At 34.4% G+C, this 16,341-nt stretch carries 15 protein-coding genes; 12 read left to right on the top strand and 3 right to left on the bottom strand.

All coding sequences use genetic code 11. The annotated features are described in order from the left end of the window. The first annotated feature begins 3 nt into the window (after nucleotides 1-3). The 6 genes from L0669_RS04745 (at nucleotide 4) to L0669_RS04720 (ending at nucleotide 6,186) form a co-directional block, all read left to right on the top strand. Nucleotides 4-1,182, top strand: a complete 1,179-nt coding sequence (locus L0669_RS04745; protein ID WP_263761721.1) for a lycopene cyclase family protein — start codon at nucleotides 4-6, stop codon at nucleotides 1,180-1,182. 237 nt (nucleotides 1,183-1,419) lie between these two features. Next, nucleotides 1,420-1,830: a BrxA/BrxB family bacilliredoxin gene (locus L0669_RS04740; RefSeq protein WP_026982321.1), complete on the top strand. Its 411-nt coding sequence runs from the start codon at nucleotides 1,420-1,422 to the stop codon at nucleotides 1,828-1,830. Nucleotides 1,831-2,447: 617 nt separating this feature from the next. Further along, nucleotides 2,448-3,806, top strand: coding sequence for an oxygen-dependent tRNA uridine(34) hydroxylase TrhO (gene trhO / locus L0669_RS04735; protein WP_263761719.1), 1,359 nt, complete (start codon nucleotides 2,448-2,450; stop codon nucleotides 3,804-3,806). Nucleotides 3,807-3,832: 26 nt separating this feature from the next. Continuing rightward, nucleotides 3,833-4,267 (top strand): IS200/IS605 family transposase, encoded by a 435-nt coding sequence (gene tnpA / locus L0669_RS04730; protein ID WP_263761717.1) that lies wholly within the window; start codon nucleotides 3,833-3,835, stop codon nucleotides 4,265-4,267. A gap of 447 nt (nucleotides 4,268-4,714) precedes the next feature. Further along, on the top strand, nucleotides 4,715-5,956 hold the full coding sequence (locus tag L0669_RS04725) for a peptidase U32 family protein (protein ID WP_263761715.1): 1,242 nt from the start codon (nucleotides 4,715-4,717) through the stop codon (nucleotides 5,954-5,956). Continuing rightward, nucleotides 5,956-6,186, top strand: coding sequence for a ferredoxin (locus L0669_RS04720; protein WP_263761713.1), 231 nt, complete (start codon nucleotides 5,956-5,958; stop codon nucleotides 6,184-6,186). The genes L0669_RS04725 and L0669_RS04720 overlap by 1 nt, the downstream gene beginning before the upstream one ends. Before the next feature lie 95 nt (nucleotides 6,187-6,281). On the opposite strand, the gene L0669_RS04715 is transcribed toward L0669_RS04720, so the two are convergent. The 3 genes from L0669_RS04715 to L0669_RS04705 all read right to left on the bottom strand — a co-directional run bounded on the left by L0669_RS04715 (nucleotide 6,282) and on the right by L0669_RS04705 (nucleotide 8,888). Continuing rightward, complete coding sequence (locus L0669_RS04715) at nucleotides 6,282-6,956, bottom strand: hypothetical protein (RefSeq protein ID WP_263761711.1); 675 nt, start codon at nucleotides 6,954-6,956, stop codon at nucleotides 6,282-6,284. Nucleotides 6,957-7,099: 143 nt separating this feature from the next. Continuing rightward, nucleotides 7,100-8,146, bottom strand: a complete 1,047-nt coding sequence (locus L0669_RS04710) for an XAC2610-related protein (protein WP_263761709.1) — start codon at nucleotides 8,144-8,146, stop codon at nucleotides 7,100-7,102. Nucleotides 8,147-8,186: 40 nt separating this feature from the next. Further along, a complete protein-coding gene (locus L0669_RS04705) occupies nucleotides 8,187-8,888 on the bottom strand; it encodes a hypothetical protein (RefSeq protein ID WP_263761707.1) in 702 nt (233 codons plus the stop codon). A gap of 311 nt (nucleotides 8,889-9,199) precedes the next feature. Here L0669_RS04705 and L0669_RS04700 point away from each other — a divergent pair, with 311 nt between their 5' ends. From L0669_RS04700 to L0669_RS04675, 6 genes are all read left to right on the top strand, one after another. Then, nucleotides 9,200-10,555 carry a PSP1 domain-containing protein gene (locus tag L0669_RS04700; protein ID WP_263761705.1) on the top strand — a complete coding sequence of 452 codons (1,356 nt, stop codon included), beginning with the start codon at nucleotides 9,200-9,202 and terminating at the stop codon, nucleotides 10,553-10,555. Next, on the top strand, nucleotides 10,539-11,018 hold the full coding sequence (locus tag L0669_RS04695) for a gliding motility lipoprotein GldH (protein WP_173968844.1): 480 nt from the start codon (nucleotides 10,539-10,541) through the stop codon (nucleotides 11,016-11,018). Before L0669_RS04700 ends, L0669_RS04695 begins: the two co-directional genes overlap by 17 nt. A gap of 12 nt (nucleotides 11,019-11,030) precedes the next feature. Further along, a complete protein-coding gene (locus L0669_RS04690) occupies nucleotides 11,031-13,334 on the top strand; it encodes a penicillin-binding protein 1A (RefSeq protein WP_263761703.1) in 2,304 nt (767 codons plus the stop codon). A 316-nt stretch (nucleotides 13,335-13,650) separates the two neighbouring features. Then, on the top strand, nucleotides 13,651-14,352 hold the full coding sequence (locus L0669_RS04685; RefSeq protein ID WP_263761701.1) for a CoA transferase subunit A: 702 nt from the start codon (nucleotides 13,651-13,653) through the stop codon (nucleotides 14,350-14,352). Between the two features lie 174 nt (nucleotides 14,353-14,526). After that, nucleotides 14,527-15,429 (top strand): class A beta-lactamase, subclass A2, encoded by a 903-nt coding sequence (bla, locus tag L0669_RS04680; RefSeq protein ID WP_263761699.1) that lies wholly within the window; start codon nucleotides 14,527-14,529, stop codon nucleotides 15,427-15,429. 91 nt (nucleotides 15,430-15,520) lie between these two features. Next, nucleotides 15,521-16,174, top strand: coding sequence for a CoA transferase subunit B (locus L0669_RS04675; RefSeq protein ID WP_078006684.1), 654 nt, complete (start codon nucleotides 15,521-15,523; stop codon nucleotides 16,172-16,174). Nucleotides 16,175-16,341: the final 167 nt, after the last annotated feature.

Below are 16,341 nucleotides of genomic sequence, written 5' to 3'. Positions count from 1 at the left end.
AAAATGAATTCTTCGCAAATCCAGCATTTCAATTATATCTTTACCGGAGCGGGTTTATCTGCTTTGATGACCGTTTATAAAATGGTCTTGTCTGGAAAATTCAACGATAAATCAATTTTATTATTAGATCAGGATTCGAAAAAAACGAATGACAGAACCTGGTGTTTTTGGGCAAAAGAAGAAACGTTATGGAAATCGGTTGTTTCTAAAAAATGGAATTCGGCTTTGTTTGCCAATGAAAATTTCAAACGTGATTTAGACCTGAAGCCTTATCATTACAATCAAATTCGAGGTTTAGATTTTTACAATTTTGTTTTTGAAGAAATTTCAAAACATTCAAATATTACTTTTCTAAACGAAAAAGTAACCGATATTAACGAACTCGAAACCCATGTTTTTGTGGGTACAGAAGAAAGTAGATTTACCTGCGATTATTTATTCAATAGTATTTATACGAAGGCTTTCGCCGAAAGTCAAACCAAATATCCTGTTTTACAACAACATTTTATAGGTTGGTCGGTGAAAACAGAAGCTGAGGTTTTCAATCCGGAACAAGCCACTTTCATGGATTTTTCGGTAGAACAAAAAGGGAATACGCGTTTTATGTATGTTCTGCCAACTTCTAAAACCGAAGCTTTAGTCGAATATACCTTGTTTTCTGAAAATCTTCTTCAGAAAGAAGAATACGAAAATGAAATTCAAATCTACTTAAAGAATTTAGGTGCTGATCAATATAAAATTATAGAAAAAGAGCAGGGAAGTATTCCAATGACGTGTTTTCCTTTTTGGAAGAAAAACACCAAAAGAGTTTTAAATATAGGAACCGCGGGCGGATGGACTAAAGCAAGTACAGGTTATACCTTTAGAAATTCTGATAAAAAATCATCTGAATTGGTTACGTTTCTTGGTAATCATTCTCCGGAAACTTCGCAATCGATCAAAATGTCTTCCTTTCATAAAAAAAGTAGATTTTGGTTTTATGATTTATTGCTTTTAGATATACTCTATCGCCATAACGAATTAGGAAGTGCTATTTTTTCTTCAATGTTTAAAAAAGGAAATCCAGCTTTGATCTTTAAATTTCTGGATGAAGAAACCAGTTTGATTGAGGATCTTAAAGTAATTTTAAAATGCCCTAAAATGCCATTTATTATGGCGTTGTTTAGAGTAATATTCAAGTAAAAAAGTTTATTTCACGCAAATTCTGTAAATTATAGTAAATCGATTTTTGGCTTTTATTAGTAGAAAATTCAAATGAAAATCTGTCTTTATCAGCCTAAATCCGCCAAATCTGTGGGCAATTTCTAAAACAGTAAAATATCAATCGAACTATAACAAAACTTTATACCTGAAATTAACTAGTTGCGAGTAAACTTTGTAACTTTGCAGATCAAAAGTAAAATTTAAAAATAAAGAGATATGTATCCAGAAGAAATGGTAAAACCAATGCAAGCTGAATTGACTGCTGCAGGTTTTCAAGATTTACATAGTGCTGATGCTGTAGATAATGCTATCAAAGCTGAAGGTACCACTTTAGTTGTTGTAAACTCTGTTTGTGGTTGTGCTGCAAGAAACGCACGTCCGGGAGCAAAAATGAGTTTAGAAGGCGCTAAAAAACCAGATCACTTAATTACTGTTTTTGCAGGTGTTGACAAAGAAGCTGTAGATGCTGCAAGACAACATATGTTTCCTTTTCCTCCATCATCGCCATCTATGGCTTTGTTCAAAAACGGAGAATTGGTTCACATGTTAGAGCGTCACCACATCGAAGGTCGTCCAGCTGAATTAATCGCTGAGAACTTGCAAGATGCGTTTAACGAGTTTTGCTAATTAAGGGACTAAGGTTCTGAGTTGCTAAGGCTCTAAGATTTTAGACGCAAAGCGACAGCACTACATAAGAATTAAAACAAAAAGCACTATGAAAATAGTGCTTTTTGTTGTTTAAGCATATTCGGAAATCTTTAAGCTTTTATATATTTCCCTGTTCCGTAGGAACATCTCATTGGTAGAAAATTGTATTGTTATTGTTTTTTTACGTTCCGTAGGAACGTTTGACCACATCATTTTTTTTCATAATCTAATCTCAAACGTTCCTCTGGAACGCAAACTCGGATGATTGCTGTTTTTCTACCGATAAAACTTAATATTAGAAAATTTGAGGAACCTTTGAATGTTAGTAAAGGTTATAGTTTATATAAAGACTTTCTATTTAGGTAGTTTTTTTATTTGAAGCTAATCCAGCTGTCCGCTATATCTTTTGTGCCGAACCCCGGCACAAAAGGATGCTGCTACCATCTGGGCTAAAAATCAAGCGATATAAGATGTTTAATCTTATCTTAGAGTTTAACGAAAGACTTAAGAACTTAGAGTCTTTGCATCTTAGAACCTTTTTCTCTACCTTTGCCGCTCAAAAAAAATAATTTCTAAACTTAAAAACTGTTTATAGCATGCAACTGTATAACACTTTAAGCGCAGAAGAAAGAGCCATCATGATCGATGATGCCGGTAAACAACGACTAACGTTGTCTTTCTATGCGTATGCCAAAATTCAAGATCCCAAAAAATTTCGCGATGATTTATTTGTAGCCTGGAATAAGCTCGATGCTTTAGGCCGAATTTACGTTGCCACTGAAGGAATAAATGCTCAAATGAGTATTCCCGAAGAAAATTTGGAAACTTTTAGAGCAACTCTGGAAGTATATGATTTTATGAAAGGCATTCGTTTGAATGAAGCAGTTGAACATGATGATCATTCATTTTTAAAATTAACTATTAAAGTCCGTGATAAAATCGTTGCCGACGGTTTGAATGATGAGACTTTTGATGTAACTAATATTGGCGTTCACTTGAAAGCCAAAGAATTCAACGAAATTTTAGACGATCCAAACACGATTGTAGTAGATTTTAGAAATCACTACGAAAGTGAAGTAGGACATTTTAAAGGCGCAATTACTCCCGATGTTGAAACTTTTAGAGAGAGTTTGCCAATAATCAACGATCAGCTTCAAAACCATAAAGAAGATAAAAATCTGGTAATGTATTGTACCGGAGGAATTCGTTGCGAAAAAGCGAGTGCGTACTTTAAACACCAGGGCTTTAAAAATGTTTATCAGTTAGAAGGCGGAATTATTAACTACGCCAAACAAATTGAGGCAGAAGGTCTGGAAAGCAAATTCATTGGTAAAAACTTTGTATTTGATAATCGTCTTGGCGAAAGAATTACCGAAGATATTATCTCTCAATGTCACCAATGCGGAAAACCTTGCGACAATCATACTAATTGCGAAAACGACGGATGTCATTTATTGTTTATTCAGTGTGATGAATGTAAAGCTGCAATGGAAAATTGTTGTTCTACAGAATGTCTGGACATTATCCATATGCCTCTTGGTGATCAGGTTCGTTTAAGAACAGGAAAACAAGTTGGAAACAAAGTCTTTAGAAAAGGAAAATCAGATAGTTTAAAATTCAAACATTCTGGTGAATTACCTAATACTTCTTTGGCTACAGCCGAAAAGCCCTTAGATATTCGTCAAAAAATAAAAGTAAAAAAAGTACTTCTTGGTAAAGCGGAACATTATTATGTAAAAGCACAAGTTGGTCTTTTTACAATTGAAAACCACGAATTAAACAGCGGTGATAAAATCTTAATTTCGGGACCTACTACAGGAAATCAGGAATTAATTCTGAAAAAAATGATCGTTAACGAAGCAGAAGCCACTACTGCTAAAGTTGGAGATAGAGTTACTTTTGAAGTACCTTTCCGTATTCGTTTGTCAGATAAATTGTATAAAATTGTAAATTAGCATAAAATTTTTATGCTAATTTATTTATGTCACAATCTTTTACCAAATTATGGATTCATGTAATTTGGGCAACCAAAAACCGTCAGGAATTAATTGATTATTCAATTGAGAAAAAACTCTATGATTTCATCTGTCAAGATTTAACTGACCTTGGATGCCCTGTTAGAATCATTAATGGAATGCCGGATCATGTACATGTTCTGTTTTTACAAAATCCACAAAAAACTATCTCAGATATTGTAAAGCAAATAAAAGGAAGTTCTTCTCATTTTATGAATGAAGGAGAATTTATCCTTGAAAAATTTGCCTGGCAAAGGGGCTTTGCCGCTTTTTCTGTTAGTGAATCTCAGCTTGATATTGTTTTCAATTATATCAAAAATCAAAAGCACCATCATCTTAAGAAGAATGGTCAAGATGAATTTGATGATTTTGTAAAATTACATGGATTGGGAAATAAATGATTGCTAAACTCAACGTTGCGTTCCCTGTGGTTGAAAACCACAGGTTTATTGGAAAAACATGAACAATGCATAAACATAGCCTGCGGTTTCAACCGCAGGAACGCAAAGAAAATCGACAACGAGAATGCAAGCCGTAAAAATGTTCAGCGATACGTTTCCTGTGGTTGAAACCACAGGCTATATTGATAAAACATGCGCAAAGAAAAAGACATAGCCTGTGGTTTCAACCACAGGAACACAAAGAAAATCGACAACGAGAATACAAGATATAAGATATGTTCAACGATACATTCCCCGTGTTTAAAACCACGTGTTATATTGAAGAAACATACGCAAAGGAAAAACATAGCCTGTGATTTCAACCACAGGAGCACAAAGAAAATCCACAACAACAACAACAATAACACCACTAATGATTTCAATCATTAGGAAACAATACAAATAAAAATGACACTTAATAACAAAATTGAACTTATGGCTCCTGCCGGGAGCTTTGAGTCACTTCAGGCAGCGCTCGATAATGGCGCAGATTCGATCTATTTTGGCGTAGAACAACTTAACATGCGCGCGCGCTCAACGGTGAATTTCACTATAGATGATTTAAAGGAAATTGCGACTCGTTGCGAAGCTAAAAACGTACGAAGCTATTTGACTTTAAACACGATTATTTACGATCATGACTTGTCCGTTGTGAGAACATTATTGAACAAAGCCAAAGAAGCCAATATAACAGCTGTAATAGCATCTGATCAGGCCGTAATTGCAATGGCAAGAACACTTGGTATGGAAGTTCATATTTCAACACAATTGAATGTAACCAATATCGAAACCATAAAATTCTATAGTTTGTTTGCTGATACTATGGTTTTAAGCCGAGAGTTAAGCTTACGCCAGGTAAAAAGTATCACAGATCAAATAGAAAAAGAGCAGATAAAAGGTCCAAACGGAAATTTAGTCGAAATTGAGATTTTTGGTCACGGTGCTTTGTGTATGGCAGTTTCGGGAAAATGTTATTTGAGCTTGCATTCGCATAATTCATCTGCAAATCGTGGTGCTTGCAAGCAAAATTGCCGAAAAAAATATACGGTTATCGATCAGGAAACTGGTTTTGAGATAGAAGTTGATAATGAATATCTAATGTCGCCTAAAGATTTATGTACGCTAGATTTCTTAGATCAGGTAATTGATTCCGGAATTCAGGTTCTAAAAATAGAAGGTCGTGGTCGTGCGCCGGAATATGTAGCAACGGTTATTAAAACCTATCGTGAAGCAATTGATGGGTATTATGACAAAACATTCTCGAAAGAAAAAGTTGCTGTTTGGATGGAAGCCTTAAACACGGTTTACAATCGTGGTTTTTGGTCAGGATATTATTTAGGTCAGGAATTAGGAGAATGGAGCGATATACCGGGATCAGCGGCAACACAAAAGAAGGTATACGTTGGAAAGGGAACACATTATTTCCCGAAAGCAGAAGTAGGGCAATTTAAGATTGAAGCTTACGATATTAAAATTGGTGACAGAATTTTAGTTACAGGACCAAGTACAGGAGCACAGGAAATGATTATCAACGAAATGCTGGTAAATGATTTGGTTTCTCAAAAGGCTACGAAAGGCGATGATTGTACTTTCAAACTTCCGTTTAGAATTAGAATGTCGGACAAATTATATAAAATCGTTGAGGCATAATGGTTATTGTAACACTACAAAGAGATAAATGCATTGGTTGTAATTACTGCGTCGAAATGGATCCTGTACATTTTCAAATGTCTAAAAAAGACGGGAAATCGGTATTGATTCATTCGAAAGATGCAAAAGGATTTTTTACTTTAAAATCTAATAATCATGCCATTGTTGAAAATTTTGAGCTGGCAGCAAAAGCTTGTCCAGTGAAGATTATAACGGTTAAGGAGACTTAAGAATAATACATAAATAAAAAAAGCTGCAATTTGCAGCTTTTTTTATTTATGTATTGTTACACCAAAGTATGATTGCATTTATAAACTTTTGTGAATTACCATATTTTCCACCATGGTTTGCTTGCTTTTTTTGTTTCGACCAGAGTAGCAATACTGACAATCCTTATTTTATCATCGACGTTCATTAGTTTAAAGGACAATCTTTCATTTTTGTTTACTCCAAGATTTTGATGTGGCTGCACTAATAAATTATAAAGTCCTAGCTTGTCTGTATTACTATATTTTTCAACACGACCCCAGACAAGCTCTGGTTCAAATTTATCATCATCATCTGCATTTGCAAACAATATTATTTGTACATCATCAGGAAATCCTTCTGCCCTATAAATATCAAAAGCTTCATTATTTCTAAATTCAATTAAATCATTTCTGTTGTAACTTTCGATGTAAGATGGTTTGGTGAATTCAAAATCTCCCAGGAAACGGTCATGAATAACTTGAAAAAGAGTTTGTGAAAATTGAGCGTATCTTATAATAACTCTAATTTCTTTTTCAAGAGGTGAGTCAGTAAATTTTATTTTGCCATTAATATTGTTGAATAGCTTTACAACCTCTAATGTTGTTCCTAATACATGGTCAATGTAAACGAATCCCAAAATATTATCACCGGCAAAGTCAGCTAACGTATTTACTAATGCAGGATAATTTCGGTAATTGTCAATAGTTATCCATTGTCCCCAAATTTCGTTTTCTTTTTGTTGCTTATCCATTTTTTGTTGGTTTAAATGCCCTAAGGGCTGTAGTATAAATGTTATGCTAATTAGAATCAGTTCATCTTTAACTACTGTGAATTTGTATATTAAGTTTTTTTTTGTTCTGTTTGTAGTAGTGTTTTTTCTGTTATATCAAAGCATTATTCTCTAACAAGATTTACAAACTTAGCATTTGATAATGAAGATAAAGTCCCTTTTTTACCGACACCTTGCCAATCAGATATTTTTCCGTTTACATTTATTTTAATGCCAATAGAAGTTGATGTTTCGTACAAGGTATATTTTATGTTTCCGCTATTAAACTCCAATTCATTGCCTGAATTTTGTTTTCTGAATTTGAATATGGCCTTATTTGCTTTTTCAGGAGTGGAAGGATGCGCAAAAGACACAAATTTATATTCGTCGTTTTGTCGAAATGCATAATACAAAACGTTATTTGCTTTAAATAATAATATTCGGCCTTTGCCATTTTTAGTATCAAAAACAAGTAATGTATCCAGATTAGGCTCATAAACAGATAAAGAAGTAAAGGGAACATATTTGTTGTTTTCCCATTTATTTCCGGTTATTTTATAAAAAGGCGTTTGTGTAAAACCATCTTCTTCAAAGTCTGAAAGGAGTTTTACTTCGGTGCCAGAAACGCTGTAGTACGCTCCGGCATGAAGTGCAGCTCCGCCACTGCTCCAGGTAATAAGTCTTTTGTTTTTAGCATCAATATCAAATGAGCCACCACGTACACAAAAAGCATTATAATAAACATCGCTTATGCTTGCACTAGGAATATAACCATTTGGTGTATTAATAAAAATATATACGTTTGGTTGCGGTGTATAACAGCCTTCGTCATCATTAATTGCTGTTCCAAAAATAATGACGTCAGATCTGCCATCAAAATTCACATCACCCAGCACACGGATGTTTATGTCTTTAAGGCTTTTGAATGCTGTTGTTTTTGCTGTTTTACTTATTTGAAGTTTGGAAAGTTCTTTCGAACCATATTCTAATACTATTTTTTTATTTTCATTTTCTGTAAGCCTGTAATATTCTTTTATTTCTGATTTTACTGTTTGTTGGGCAAAATATAACGTATAACCTTTCATGAAATCATTAATTGTGAAAGCTTTTTGTGCTTGTACGGTATATATTTCAGCAAAAAGAAAAAGTATAAAGCAAATTTTTGATTTCATGTTCAGATGTTTGTGGGATTATTTGGCGTATGTTTATTTATTAGTTTGATTTGGTTTTGGACTTTAATTTCCATTTGTTGTTTTTTCCCACATATTCATAATCAAGAGTGTATTTTTGTGTTCGATTCTGGAAGTGCTTTTTTATCGGTGTAACAGTAAGATCAACTTTTAAATAATAGCTACTTTCTTCAGAAACTCCAAAACCGCTGCCATAAAGTTCAGTATTAATAGTGTTGGTTTCTTTGTCAAATTCAGGTTTATTCCAAATATCAGTACCATCAACAGTATTGAAGAGTCTTACAAGCTTTTGTTGTTTTTGATCGTTAATAAAAATGATTGTCCATTCATTGCTATTTATATTGGAAGCCACCCAACACAAGAGGTCTTCATCGCCATCATTGTCGAAGTCAACAATTTTAAAATTTGAAAAAAGAAGGTCATTATCAAAAAGCCAAAAAAATGGCTGATAATTCATATTCTCCTGAAATGTAAATTCTTTATTTTTTAATTGATAAAGCGATACAATAGAATCGTTTTGTAAACGAAACGAATATTTTAGCGGAATTTTTCCTTTTAATTCAAATTCGCATTCAGGCTTTTCTTTAGTAAAATCAATATCCTCGACGCTTAATGAAGCAGGAGGAAATTGGACTTTAAAAACGAGATGCTGAACAGAATCATTTTCTGTTTGTGCAAAAGAAAAATTAAAAATTAAGAAAAAAAGTATAGAAAAAAACTTCATCTAATCGTGTATTTACTAAATGTAAATATAGTATTCTGTAGGTAATTTTTTAGTTTTATAAAGAAAATAACTAAAATGTGCTATTAGAGGAAAGTCTAAAGAGAATAGTAAGTAAAAAGATTTTTTGTGTTTGAGAAATTCAGTCTAATACTGTTATAAAAAAATCTTATTTTGCCTTAAAGATTGCACGCTTTTGTATTTAACGAAGCATTAGTATTAATGCATAAAAAGCAAACTAAAAAAAATACTATCTTTACCGATCAAACGTTTATGAACTTAAGTTGCTTTTATGCAACACTACATATATAATTATGGCATGTACAAGTTGTTCAACCTCAGATGGTGGCGCACCAAAGGGTTGTAAAAATAATGGGACTTGCGGCACCGATAGCTGCAATAAATTGACGGTTTTTGACTGGCTCGCGAACATGAGTCCGTCTAATGGAGAGGCTATTTTTGATTGTGTTGAGGTTCGTTTTAAAAACGGACGTAAAGAATTCTTTAGAAATTCAGAAAAATTAACATTAAGCATAGGTGATATTGTAGCAACTGTTGCATCACCGGGACACGATATTGGAATTGTTACTTTGACAGGAGAATTGGTTAAAATTCAAATGAAGAAAAAAGGTGTAAATCCTGAAAGCAACGAAGTACCTAAAATTTACCGAAAAGCTTCTCAAAAAGATATTGATATCTGGTCTGTAGCACGTGATCGTGAGGAACCTATGAAGGTTCGTGCGCGTGAATTGGCAATTCAGCATAAATTAGAGATGAAAATTTCTGATATCGAATTTCAGGGAGACGGATCTAAAGCAACTTTTTATTACACGGCAAATGACAGAGTCGATTTTAGACTTTTAATCAAGGATTTTGCTAAAGAATTCAGTACCAGAGTCGAAATGAAACAAGTTGGTTTCCGTCAGGAAGCGGCTCGTTTGGGCGGAATTGGATCTTGCGGAAGAGAACTTTGCTGCTCTACCTGGTTAACAGATTTTAGAAGTGTAAATACATCAGCAGCACGTTACCAACAGCTTTCGCTGAATCCTCAAAAATTGGCAGGACAATGCGGAAAATTAAAGTGTTGCCTGAACTACGAGCTGGATACTTACATGGATGCATTAAAAGATTTTCCGGATTATGACACTAAATTAGTGACTGAAAAAGGAGATGCAATCTGTCAGAAACAAGATATTTTTAAAGGATTAATGTGGTTTGCATACACCAATAATTTTGCTAACTGGCATGTTTTAAAAATTGATCAGGTAAAAGAAATTATTGCCGAGAACAAACAGAAAAATAAAGTTTCATCTCTTGAAGATTTTGCGATCGAAGTAGTTTCAGAACCTGAAAAAGACTTTAATAATGCAATGGGTCAGGAAAGTTTAACACGTTTTGATCAGCCAAAAAGAAAGAAAAAACCAAATCGCAAACGCAAACCAAATGCCGAAGCAGCGATTGTGGCGACTCCAAACAAACCTCAGGCAGCTTCAAATCAAAACAAACCTGCTGGAGGAAATCAGAATAAAGGAAATAATCCAAACAAAGGAAATAAACCGAATAATAATAACAAGCCGAATAAACCGAACAATTCGAACAATACGAATGAGAATAAACCGGCTGAACCTAGAAAACCTATAATTATTACTAAAAATGAGAATAAAAAATAGTGCGATTCTTCTTTTGGTAGGGATACTTTTCTTTTCGTGTGATAAAAAAAGAGTATTCGATGAGTACAAATCTGTTGGAAGTGCCTGGAACAAAGACAGTATTGTAACCTTTGATCTGCCAGTTTTAGATTCAACCAAAAAGTACAATTTATTTATAAATTTAAGGGACAACAATAATTATCCTTTCAAAAATTTGTTTTTGATTGTCGCTATAGAAACACCAAGCGGTTTCACTAAAGTAGATACTTTAGAATATGAAATGGCAAAGCCGGACGGAACCTTGTTAGGAAACGGTTTTACTGATATAAAAGAAAGTAAACTTTATTATAAAGAAGATGTAAAGTTTAAAGGAAAATATAAAGTACACATCAAACAAGCTGTTAGAGAATCAGGAAAAATCCCTGGAGTTCAGGCTTTAGAAGGTATTACAGACGTAGGTTTTAGAATAGAACAAAAAGATTAGAAAAATAGTTATATGGCCATCAAGAAAAACAATCAACCTAATAGTAATAAGGATATTAACTACTATAAAAAGAAATTCTGGCGAGTTTTTGCTTATACCTTATTGGGTATTTTAGCCTTCTTTTTATTTGCCTCATGGGGATTATTCGGATCAATGCCTTCATTTGAAGATTTAGAAAATCCGGATTCTAATCTGGCAACAGAAATTATTTCATCTGATGGAGTTGTGATTGGTAAATATTTTAAAACCAACAGATCACAACTTAAATATTCAGATTTACCAAAAAGTTTAGTCGAAGCTTTGGTAGCGACTGAAGATGCCCGTTTTTACGAACATTCAGGGATTGACGGACGTGGAACTTTAAGAGCTGTTTTTAGTTTAGGTACCAATGGTGGAGCGAGTACATTAACACAACAATTAGCCAAACAGTTATTTCACGGAGAAGGATCTAAATTTCTTCCGTTCAGGATTGTACAAAAAATAAAAGAGTGGATTATTGCCATTCGTCTGGAACGTCAATATACCAAAAACGAAATTTTGGCCATGTATTGCAACGTTTATGATTTTGGAAATTATTCTGTTGGAGTAAGTTCTGCAGCACAAACCTACTTTTCAAAAGATCCTAAAGACTTAACGATGGACGAGTCGGCTATTTTAGTTGGAATGTTCAAAAACTCTGGTTTATACAATCCGGTTCGTAATCCTGAAGGAGTAAAAAATCGTCGTAACGTAGTGCTTTCTCAAATGGAAAAAGCAAAAATGATTACGACTGCAGAAAAATTAAGATTACAAGCTTTACCGATCGCTTTAAAATTCAAATTAGAAAGTCACCGTGAAGGAACTGCTACTTATTTCAGAGAATATCTTCGTGATTACATGAAAAAATGGGTTGCAGAAAATAAAAAACCAGACGGATCGGATTATGATATCTACAAAGACGGTCTGAAAATTTATACTACTATCGATTCAAGAATGCAGTTACATGCCGAAGAAGCAGTTTCTGAACACATGAAAAACCTTCAGCAACAATTTTTTATCGAGCAAAAAACCAATAAAAATGCACCATTTGTAAATATTACTCAGGCTGAAACTGATAAACTTATGATGCAGGCGATGAAAAATTCTACTCGTTGGGCGATCATGAAAGATATGGATAAGAGCGAAGACGATATTATTGCTTCATTCAAAGTAAAAACAAAAATGCGTGTGTTTACCTGGAAAGGAGAACGTGATACCGTAATGACACCGCTTGATTCTATTCGTTATTTCAAACACTTTTTACAATCTGGTTTAATGGCGATGGAGCCTCAAACCGGAAATATCAAAGCGTGGGTTGGTGGAATCAATTACAAATATTTTCAGTACGATCACGTAGGGCAGGGAGCAAGACAAGTAGGTTCTACATTTAAGCCATTCGTTTACGCAACTGCTATTGAACAATTGAACATGTCTCCTTGCGATTCTATTCTTGACGGACCGTTTATGATTCACAAAGGGCGTCATAACGTGACTGCCGACTGGGAACCAAGAAACTCAGACAACAGATACCGCGGAATGGTAACTTTAAAACAAGGTTTGGCGAACTCTATTAATACCATTTCGGCTAAATTGATAGATCGTGTAGGACCTGAAGCTGTTGTTGAATTAACACACAAATTAGGAGTTAAAACTGAGATTCCAGCACAGCCTTCGATCGCTTTAGGAGCAGTAGATATTACAGTTGAAGATATGGTTGCTGCTTATGGTACATTTGCCAATCAGGGAGTATATGTAAAACCACAATTTTTAAGCCGTATTGAGAATAAAAGCGGAGAGGTTATTTACGAGCCAATTCCGGAATCTCATGACGTTTTAAATAAAGATATTGCCTTTGCAGTAATAAAATTACTTCAGGGAGTTACTGAAACCGGTTCTGGTGCACGTTTACGTACGCAAGGCGGAGGAAGTGGAGATAATCGATGGACAGGATATCCGTACATGTTCAAAAACGCCATTGCGGGTAAAACCGGAACAACACAAAACCAGTCTGATGGTTGGTTTATGGGAATGGTGCCAAACTTAGTAACAGGAGTTTGGGTTGGTTGCGAAGATCGTTCGGCACGTTTTAAAAGCTTAACTTACGGACAAGGTGCTACAGCTGCTTTACCAATTTGGGGTTATTTCATGAAACTTTGTTATGCAGATCCTGGACTTCAGGTTTCGAAATCAGAGTTTGAGCGACCAGCAAATCTTTCGATAAAAGTAGATTGCTATAGCGCTCCAAAAGTAAAAGATACAACAGCAACAGAACAAAATACAGACGAATTCGAACTGTAGTTAAAGTTCTTTATAATATAAAAATCCTTTTGTGATCTTCTATTAATTTAGAAGAAAGCAAAAGGATTTTTTTTGGGATTAAATTTTGATGATTTTAAAAATAGAAATTGCGAGTATAGATTTAACCTCAAAGAACGCAAAGGTTTACGCAAGGTTCGCTCAGTTTGCATTTTATAAAATAACTTTGCGCACCTTGCGGTTTTGTCTTTGTGAACTTTGCGGTTAAAAACTGGATTTATTTTTTACGAAATCGTTATAATTTAATCTAAAAATCTTATTTTTATCAAAAATATACAGTAATAAAGACCCTTTTGTTATGATTACAAAAAAAGTAAATAACGTTCAGGATGCTACACAAGGAATCGAAAGCGGAATGACCATTATGTTTGGTGGTTTTGGCTTATGCGGAATTCCCGAAAATACGATTGCAGCCTTAGTAAATACATCTATTTCAGATTTAACTTGTATCTCGAACAATGCCGGAGTAGATGATTTTGGTTTGGGATTGCTTTTGCAGAAAAAACAAATCAAAAAAATGATTTCGTCTTATGTGGGAGAAAACGCTGAATTCGAACGTCAGATGCTTTCAGGTGAACTTGAAGTGGAATTAACGCCACAAGGAACCTTAGCAGAACGTTGTCGTGCCGCTCAAGCCGGAATTCCAGCTTTCTTTACGCCTGCAGGTTACGGAACCGAAGTTGCCGAAGGAAAAGAAGTGCGCGAGTTCAACGGAAAAATGCATATTATGGAACAAGCTTTCAAGGCTGATTTCGCAATTGTAAAAGCATGGAAAGGAGATGAAGCCGGAAATCTCATTTTTAAAGGAACAGCCAGAAACTTTAATGCGTGTATGGCGGGAGCCGCAAAAATTACCATTGCCGAAGTAGAAGAATTAGTTCCAGTTGGTACTTTAGACCCTAATCAAATTCATATTCCGGGAATAATGGTCCAGCGCATCTTTCAGGGAGAAAAATTTGAAAAGCGTATTGAACAAAGAACTGTGAGACAGAAAGCTTAATTAGATAATGGAGATAATTTGTCAATTAGATAATTAAAAATATTATTGCAATAAAGTTGCTTTAATTTATTTAATGGTCTGAAAATTAAAATATTATCATTAATTACTTTAAGTAAAAAATTATCTAATTATCAAATTTTCTAATTGACTCATTTAAATACGCACATTAAATTTATGACAAAGCTTTTTAATATAATCCTTTTTTCATTACTGTCGTTTTCGGCTTTTGGGCAATCAAAAAATGAACTGCGACAAGAATTAAATAAGATCATTTCGTCTAAAAACGCAACAATCGGAATTTCGATAAAAGGTATTGAAGATAAAGACACTTTAAGTATCAACGGAAACCTGAAAGCGCCAATGATGAGTGTTTTTAAATTTCATATTGCTTTGGCAGTTTTAAACCAAGTGGACGAAGGGAAACTTTCATTAACACAGGAAGTTTTTATTAAAAAGAAAGATTTACACGAAAATACCTGGAGCCCAATGAGGGAAGATTTTCCGGATGGGAATGTGAATCTAACTTTAGATAAATTATTAAGATATACCGTTTCGCATAGTGATAATAATGGTTGCGATATACTTATTGATTTGGTTGGAGGAACAAAAGCGATACAGAAGTTTATCAATCAACAAGGAATTAAAGATTTCGTAATTAAAGTAAACGAAAACCAGATGAGAACCTGGAACAATCTTTATGTAAATACAACCACTCCGTTGGCAACAACAGCCTTGCTTGAAAAGTTTTTTAAAGGAGAAATTCTTAAAGAAAACACCACAAAGTATTTGTATCAAATAATGGTTGAAACATCAAGAGGCCTAACTTGGATGAAAGCCGGACTTCCTGAAAATACGGAACTAGCACACAGAACAGGAATTTCAGGAACCAATGATGATAATTTGAGAGTAGCAATGAACGATATTGGAATTGTAAAACTTCCAAACGGGAAACACTTTATTCTGTCCGTTTATTTAAAAAACATCACAGAGAAACAAGAAGATACAGAAAAAATAATTGCAGATATTACAAAAGCAACCTGGGATTATTTTGTAAAGAAAACAGAACAAATTAGATAATTAGAAAATGTGATAATTAGATAATTGATATTGATTGCGCAAAGTAATGCATTGTCTAATTATCTAATTTCCAAATTGACACATTGAAGATATGTTAACAAAAGAAGATATTGCAAAACGAATTGCAAAAGAAGTAAAAGACAGGTATTTTGTGAACTTAGGAATCGGAATTCCGACTTTGGTTGCGAATTATGTGCGTGAAGACATTGCAGTTGAGTTTCAGAGTGAAAATGGCGTTCTGGGCATGGGACCTTTTCCTTTTGCCGGAGAAGAAGATGCCGATATTATCAACGCAGGAAAACAAACCATTACCACGCTTCCGGGAGCGAGTTTCTTTGATTCCGCTTTTAGTTTTGGAATGATTCGCAGCCAAAAAGTAGATTTAACGATTTTGGGCGCTATGGAAGTTTCTGAAAACGGAGATATTGCCAATTGGAAAATTCCGGGCAAAATGGTAAAAGGAATGGGAGGCGCGATGGATTTGGTGGCTTCCGCCGAAAATATCATCGTGGCCATGATGCACGTGAATAAAGCAGGAGAATCTAAAATATTAAAAAAATGTACTTTGCCATTAACCGGCGTAGGATGCGTTAAAAAGGTCGTAACTGAGTTAGCAGTTCTCGAAGTGACAGAAAAAGGTTTTAAGCTCTTAGAACGCGCGCCAGGTGTTTCTGTCGAGCACATCATCGCTTCGACTGAAGCGGATTTAATTATTGAAGGAGAAATTCCTGAAATGGCAATTTAGATTTTAAACGCGAAGTTCGCTAAGATTTACGCAAAGCTCGCAAGGTTTTTATTCTCGCAAAGGCGCAGAGTCGCAAAGATAATTTGCTTAATCTTTAACTATAAAAATAAAACCGCTCAATTGAGCGGTTTTATTTTTATAAAAACTTTGCGACTTAGCGTCTTTGC

This window comes from Flavobacterium bizetiae (assembly GCF_024271895.1).
Taxonomy (GTDB): Bacteria; Bacteroidota; Bacteroidia; order Flavobacteriales; family Flavobacteriaceae; genus Flavobacterium; species Flavobacterium bizetiae.
Note: the sequence above shows the minus strand (reverse complement) of the source record. Positions and strands in the feature narration are given on the sequence as shown.

Coding starts and splice junctions, on each gene's coding strand:
- L0669_RS04720 (WP_263761713.1), top strand. CDS start 5,956: ATGGTTATTGTAACACTACAAAGAGATAAATGCATTGGTTGTAATTAC.
- L0669_RS04740 (WP_026982321.1), top strand. CDS start 1,420: ATGTATCCAGAAGAAATGGTAAAACCAATGCAAGCTGAATTGACTGCT.
- L0669_RS04695 (WP_173968844.1), top strand. CDS start 10,539: ATGAGAATAAAAAATAGTGCGATTCTTCTTTTGGTAGGGATACTTTTC.
- L0669_RS04675 (WP_078006684.1), top strand. CDS start 15,521: ATGTTAACAAAAGAAGATATTGCAAAACGAATTGCAAAAGAAGTAAAA.
- L0669_RS04745 (WP_263761721.1), top strand. CDS start 4: ATGAATTCTTCGCAAATCCAGCATTTCAATTATATCTTTACCGGAGCG.
- L0669_RS04715 (WP_263761711.1), bottom strand. CDS start 6,956: ATGGATAAGCAACAAAAAGAAAACGAAATTTGGGGACAATGGATAACT.
- L0669_RS04690 (WP_263761703.1), top strand. CDS start 11,031: ATGGCCATCAAGAAAAACAATCAACCTAATAGTAATAAGGATATTAAC.
- L0669_RS04700 (WP_263761705.1), top strand. CDS start 9,200: ATGGCATGTACAAGTTGTTCAACCTCAGATGGTGGCGCACCAAAGGGT.
- bla (WP_263761699.1), top strand. CDS start 14,527: ATGACAAAGCTTTTTAATATAATCCTTTTTTCATTACTGTCGTTTTCG.
- L0669_RS04725 (WP_263761715.1), top strand. CDS start 4,715: ATGACACTTAATAACAAAATTGAACTTATGGCTCCTGCCGGGAGCTTT.
- L0669_RS04685 (WP_263761701.1), top strand. CDS start 13,651: ATGATTACAAAAAAAGTAAATAACGTTCAGGATGCTACACAAGGAATC.
- trhO (WP_263761719.1), top strand. CDS start 2,448: ATGCAACTGTATAACACTTTAAGCGCAGAAGAAAGAGCCATCATGATC.
- L0669_RS04705 (WP_263761707.1), bottom strand. CDS start 8,888: ATGAAGTTTTTTTCTATACTTTTTTTCTTAATTTTTAATTTTTCTTTT.
- tnpA (WP_263761717.1), top strand. CDS start 3,833: ATGTCACAATCTTTTACCAAATTATGGATTCATGTAATTTGGGCAACC.
- L0669_RS04710 (WP_263761709.1), bottom strand. CDS start 8,146: ATGAAATCAAAAATTTGCTTTATACTTTTTCTTTTTGCTGAAATATAT.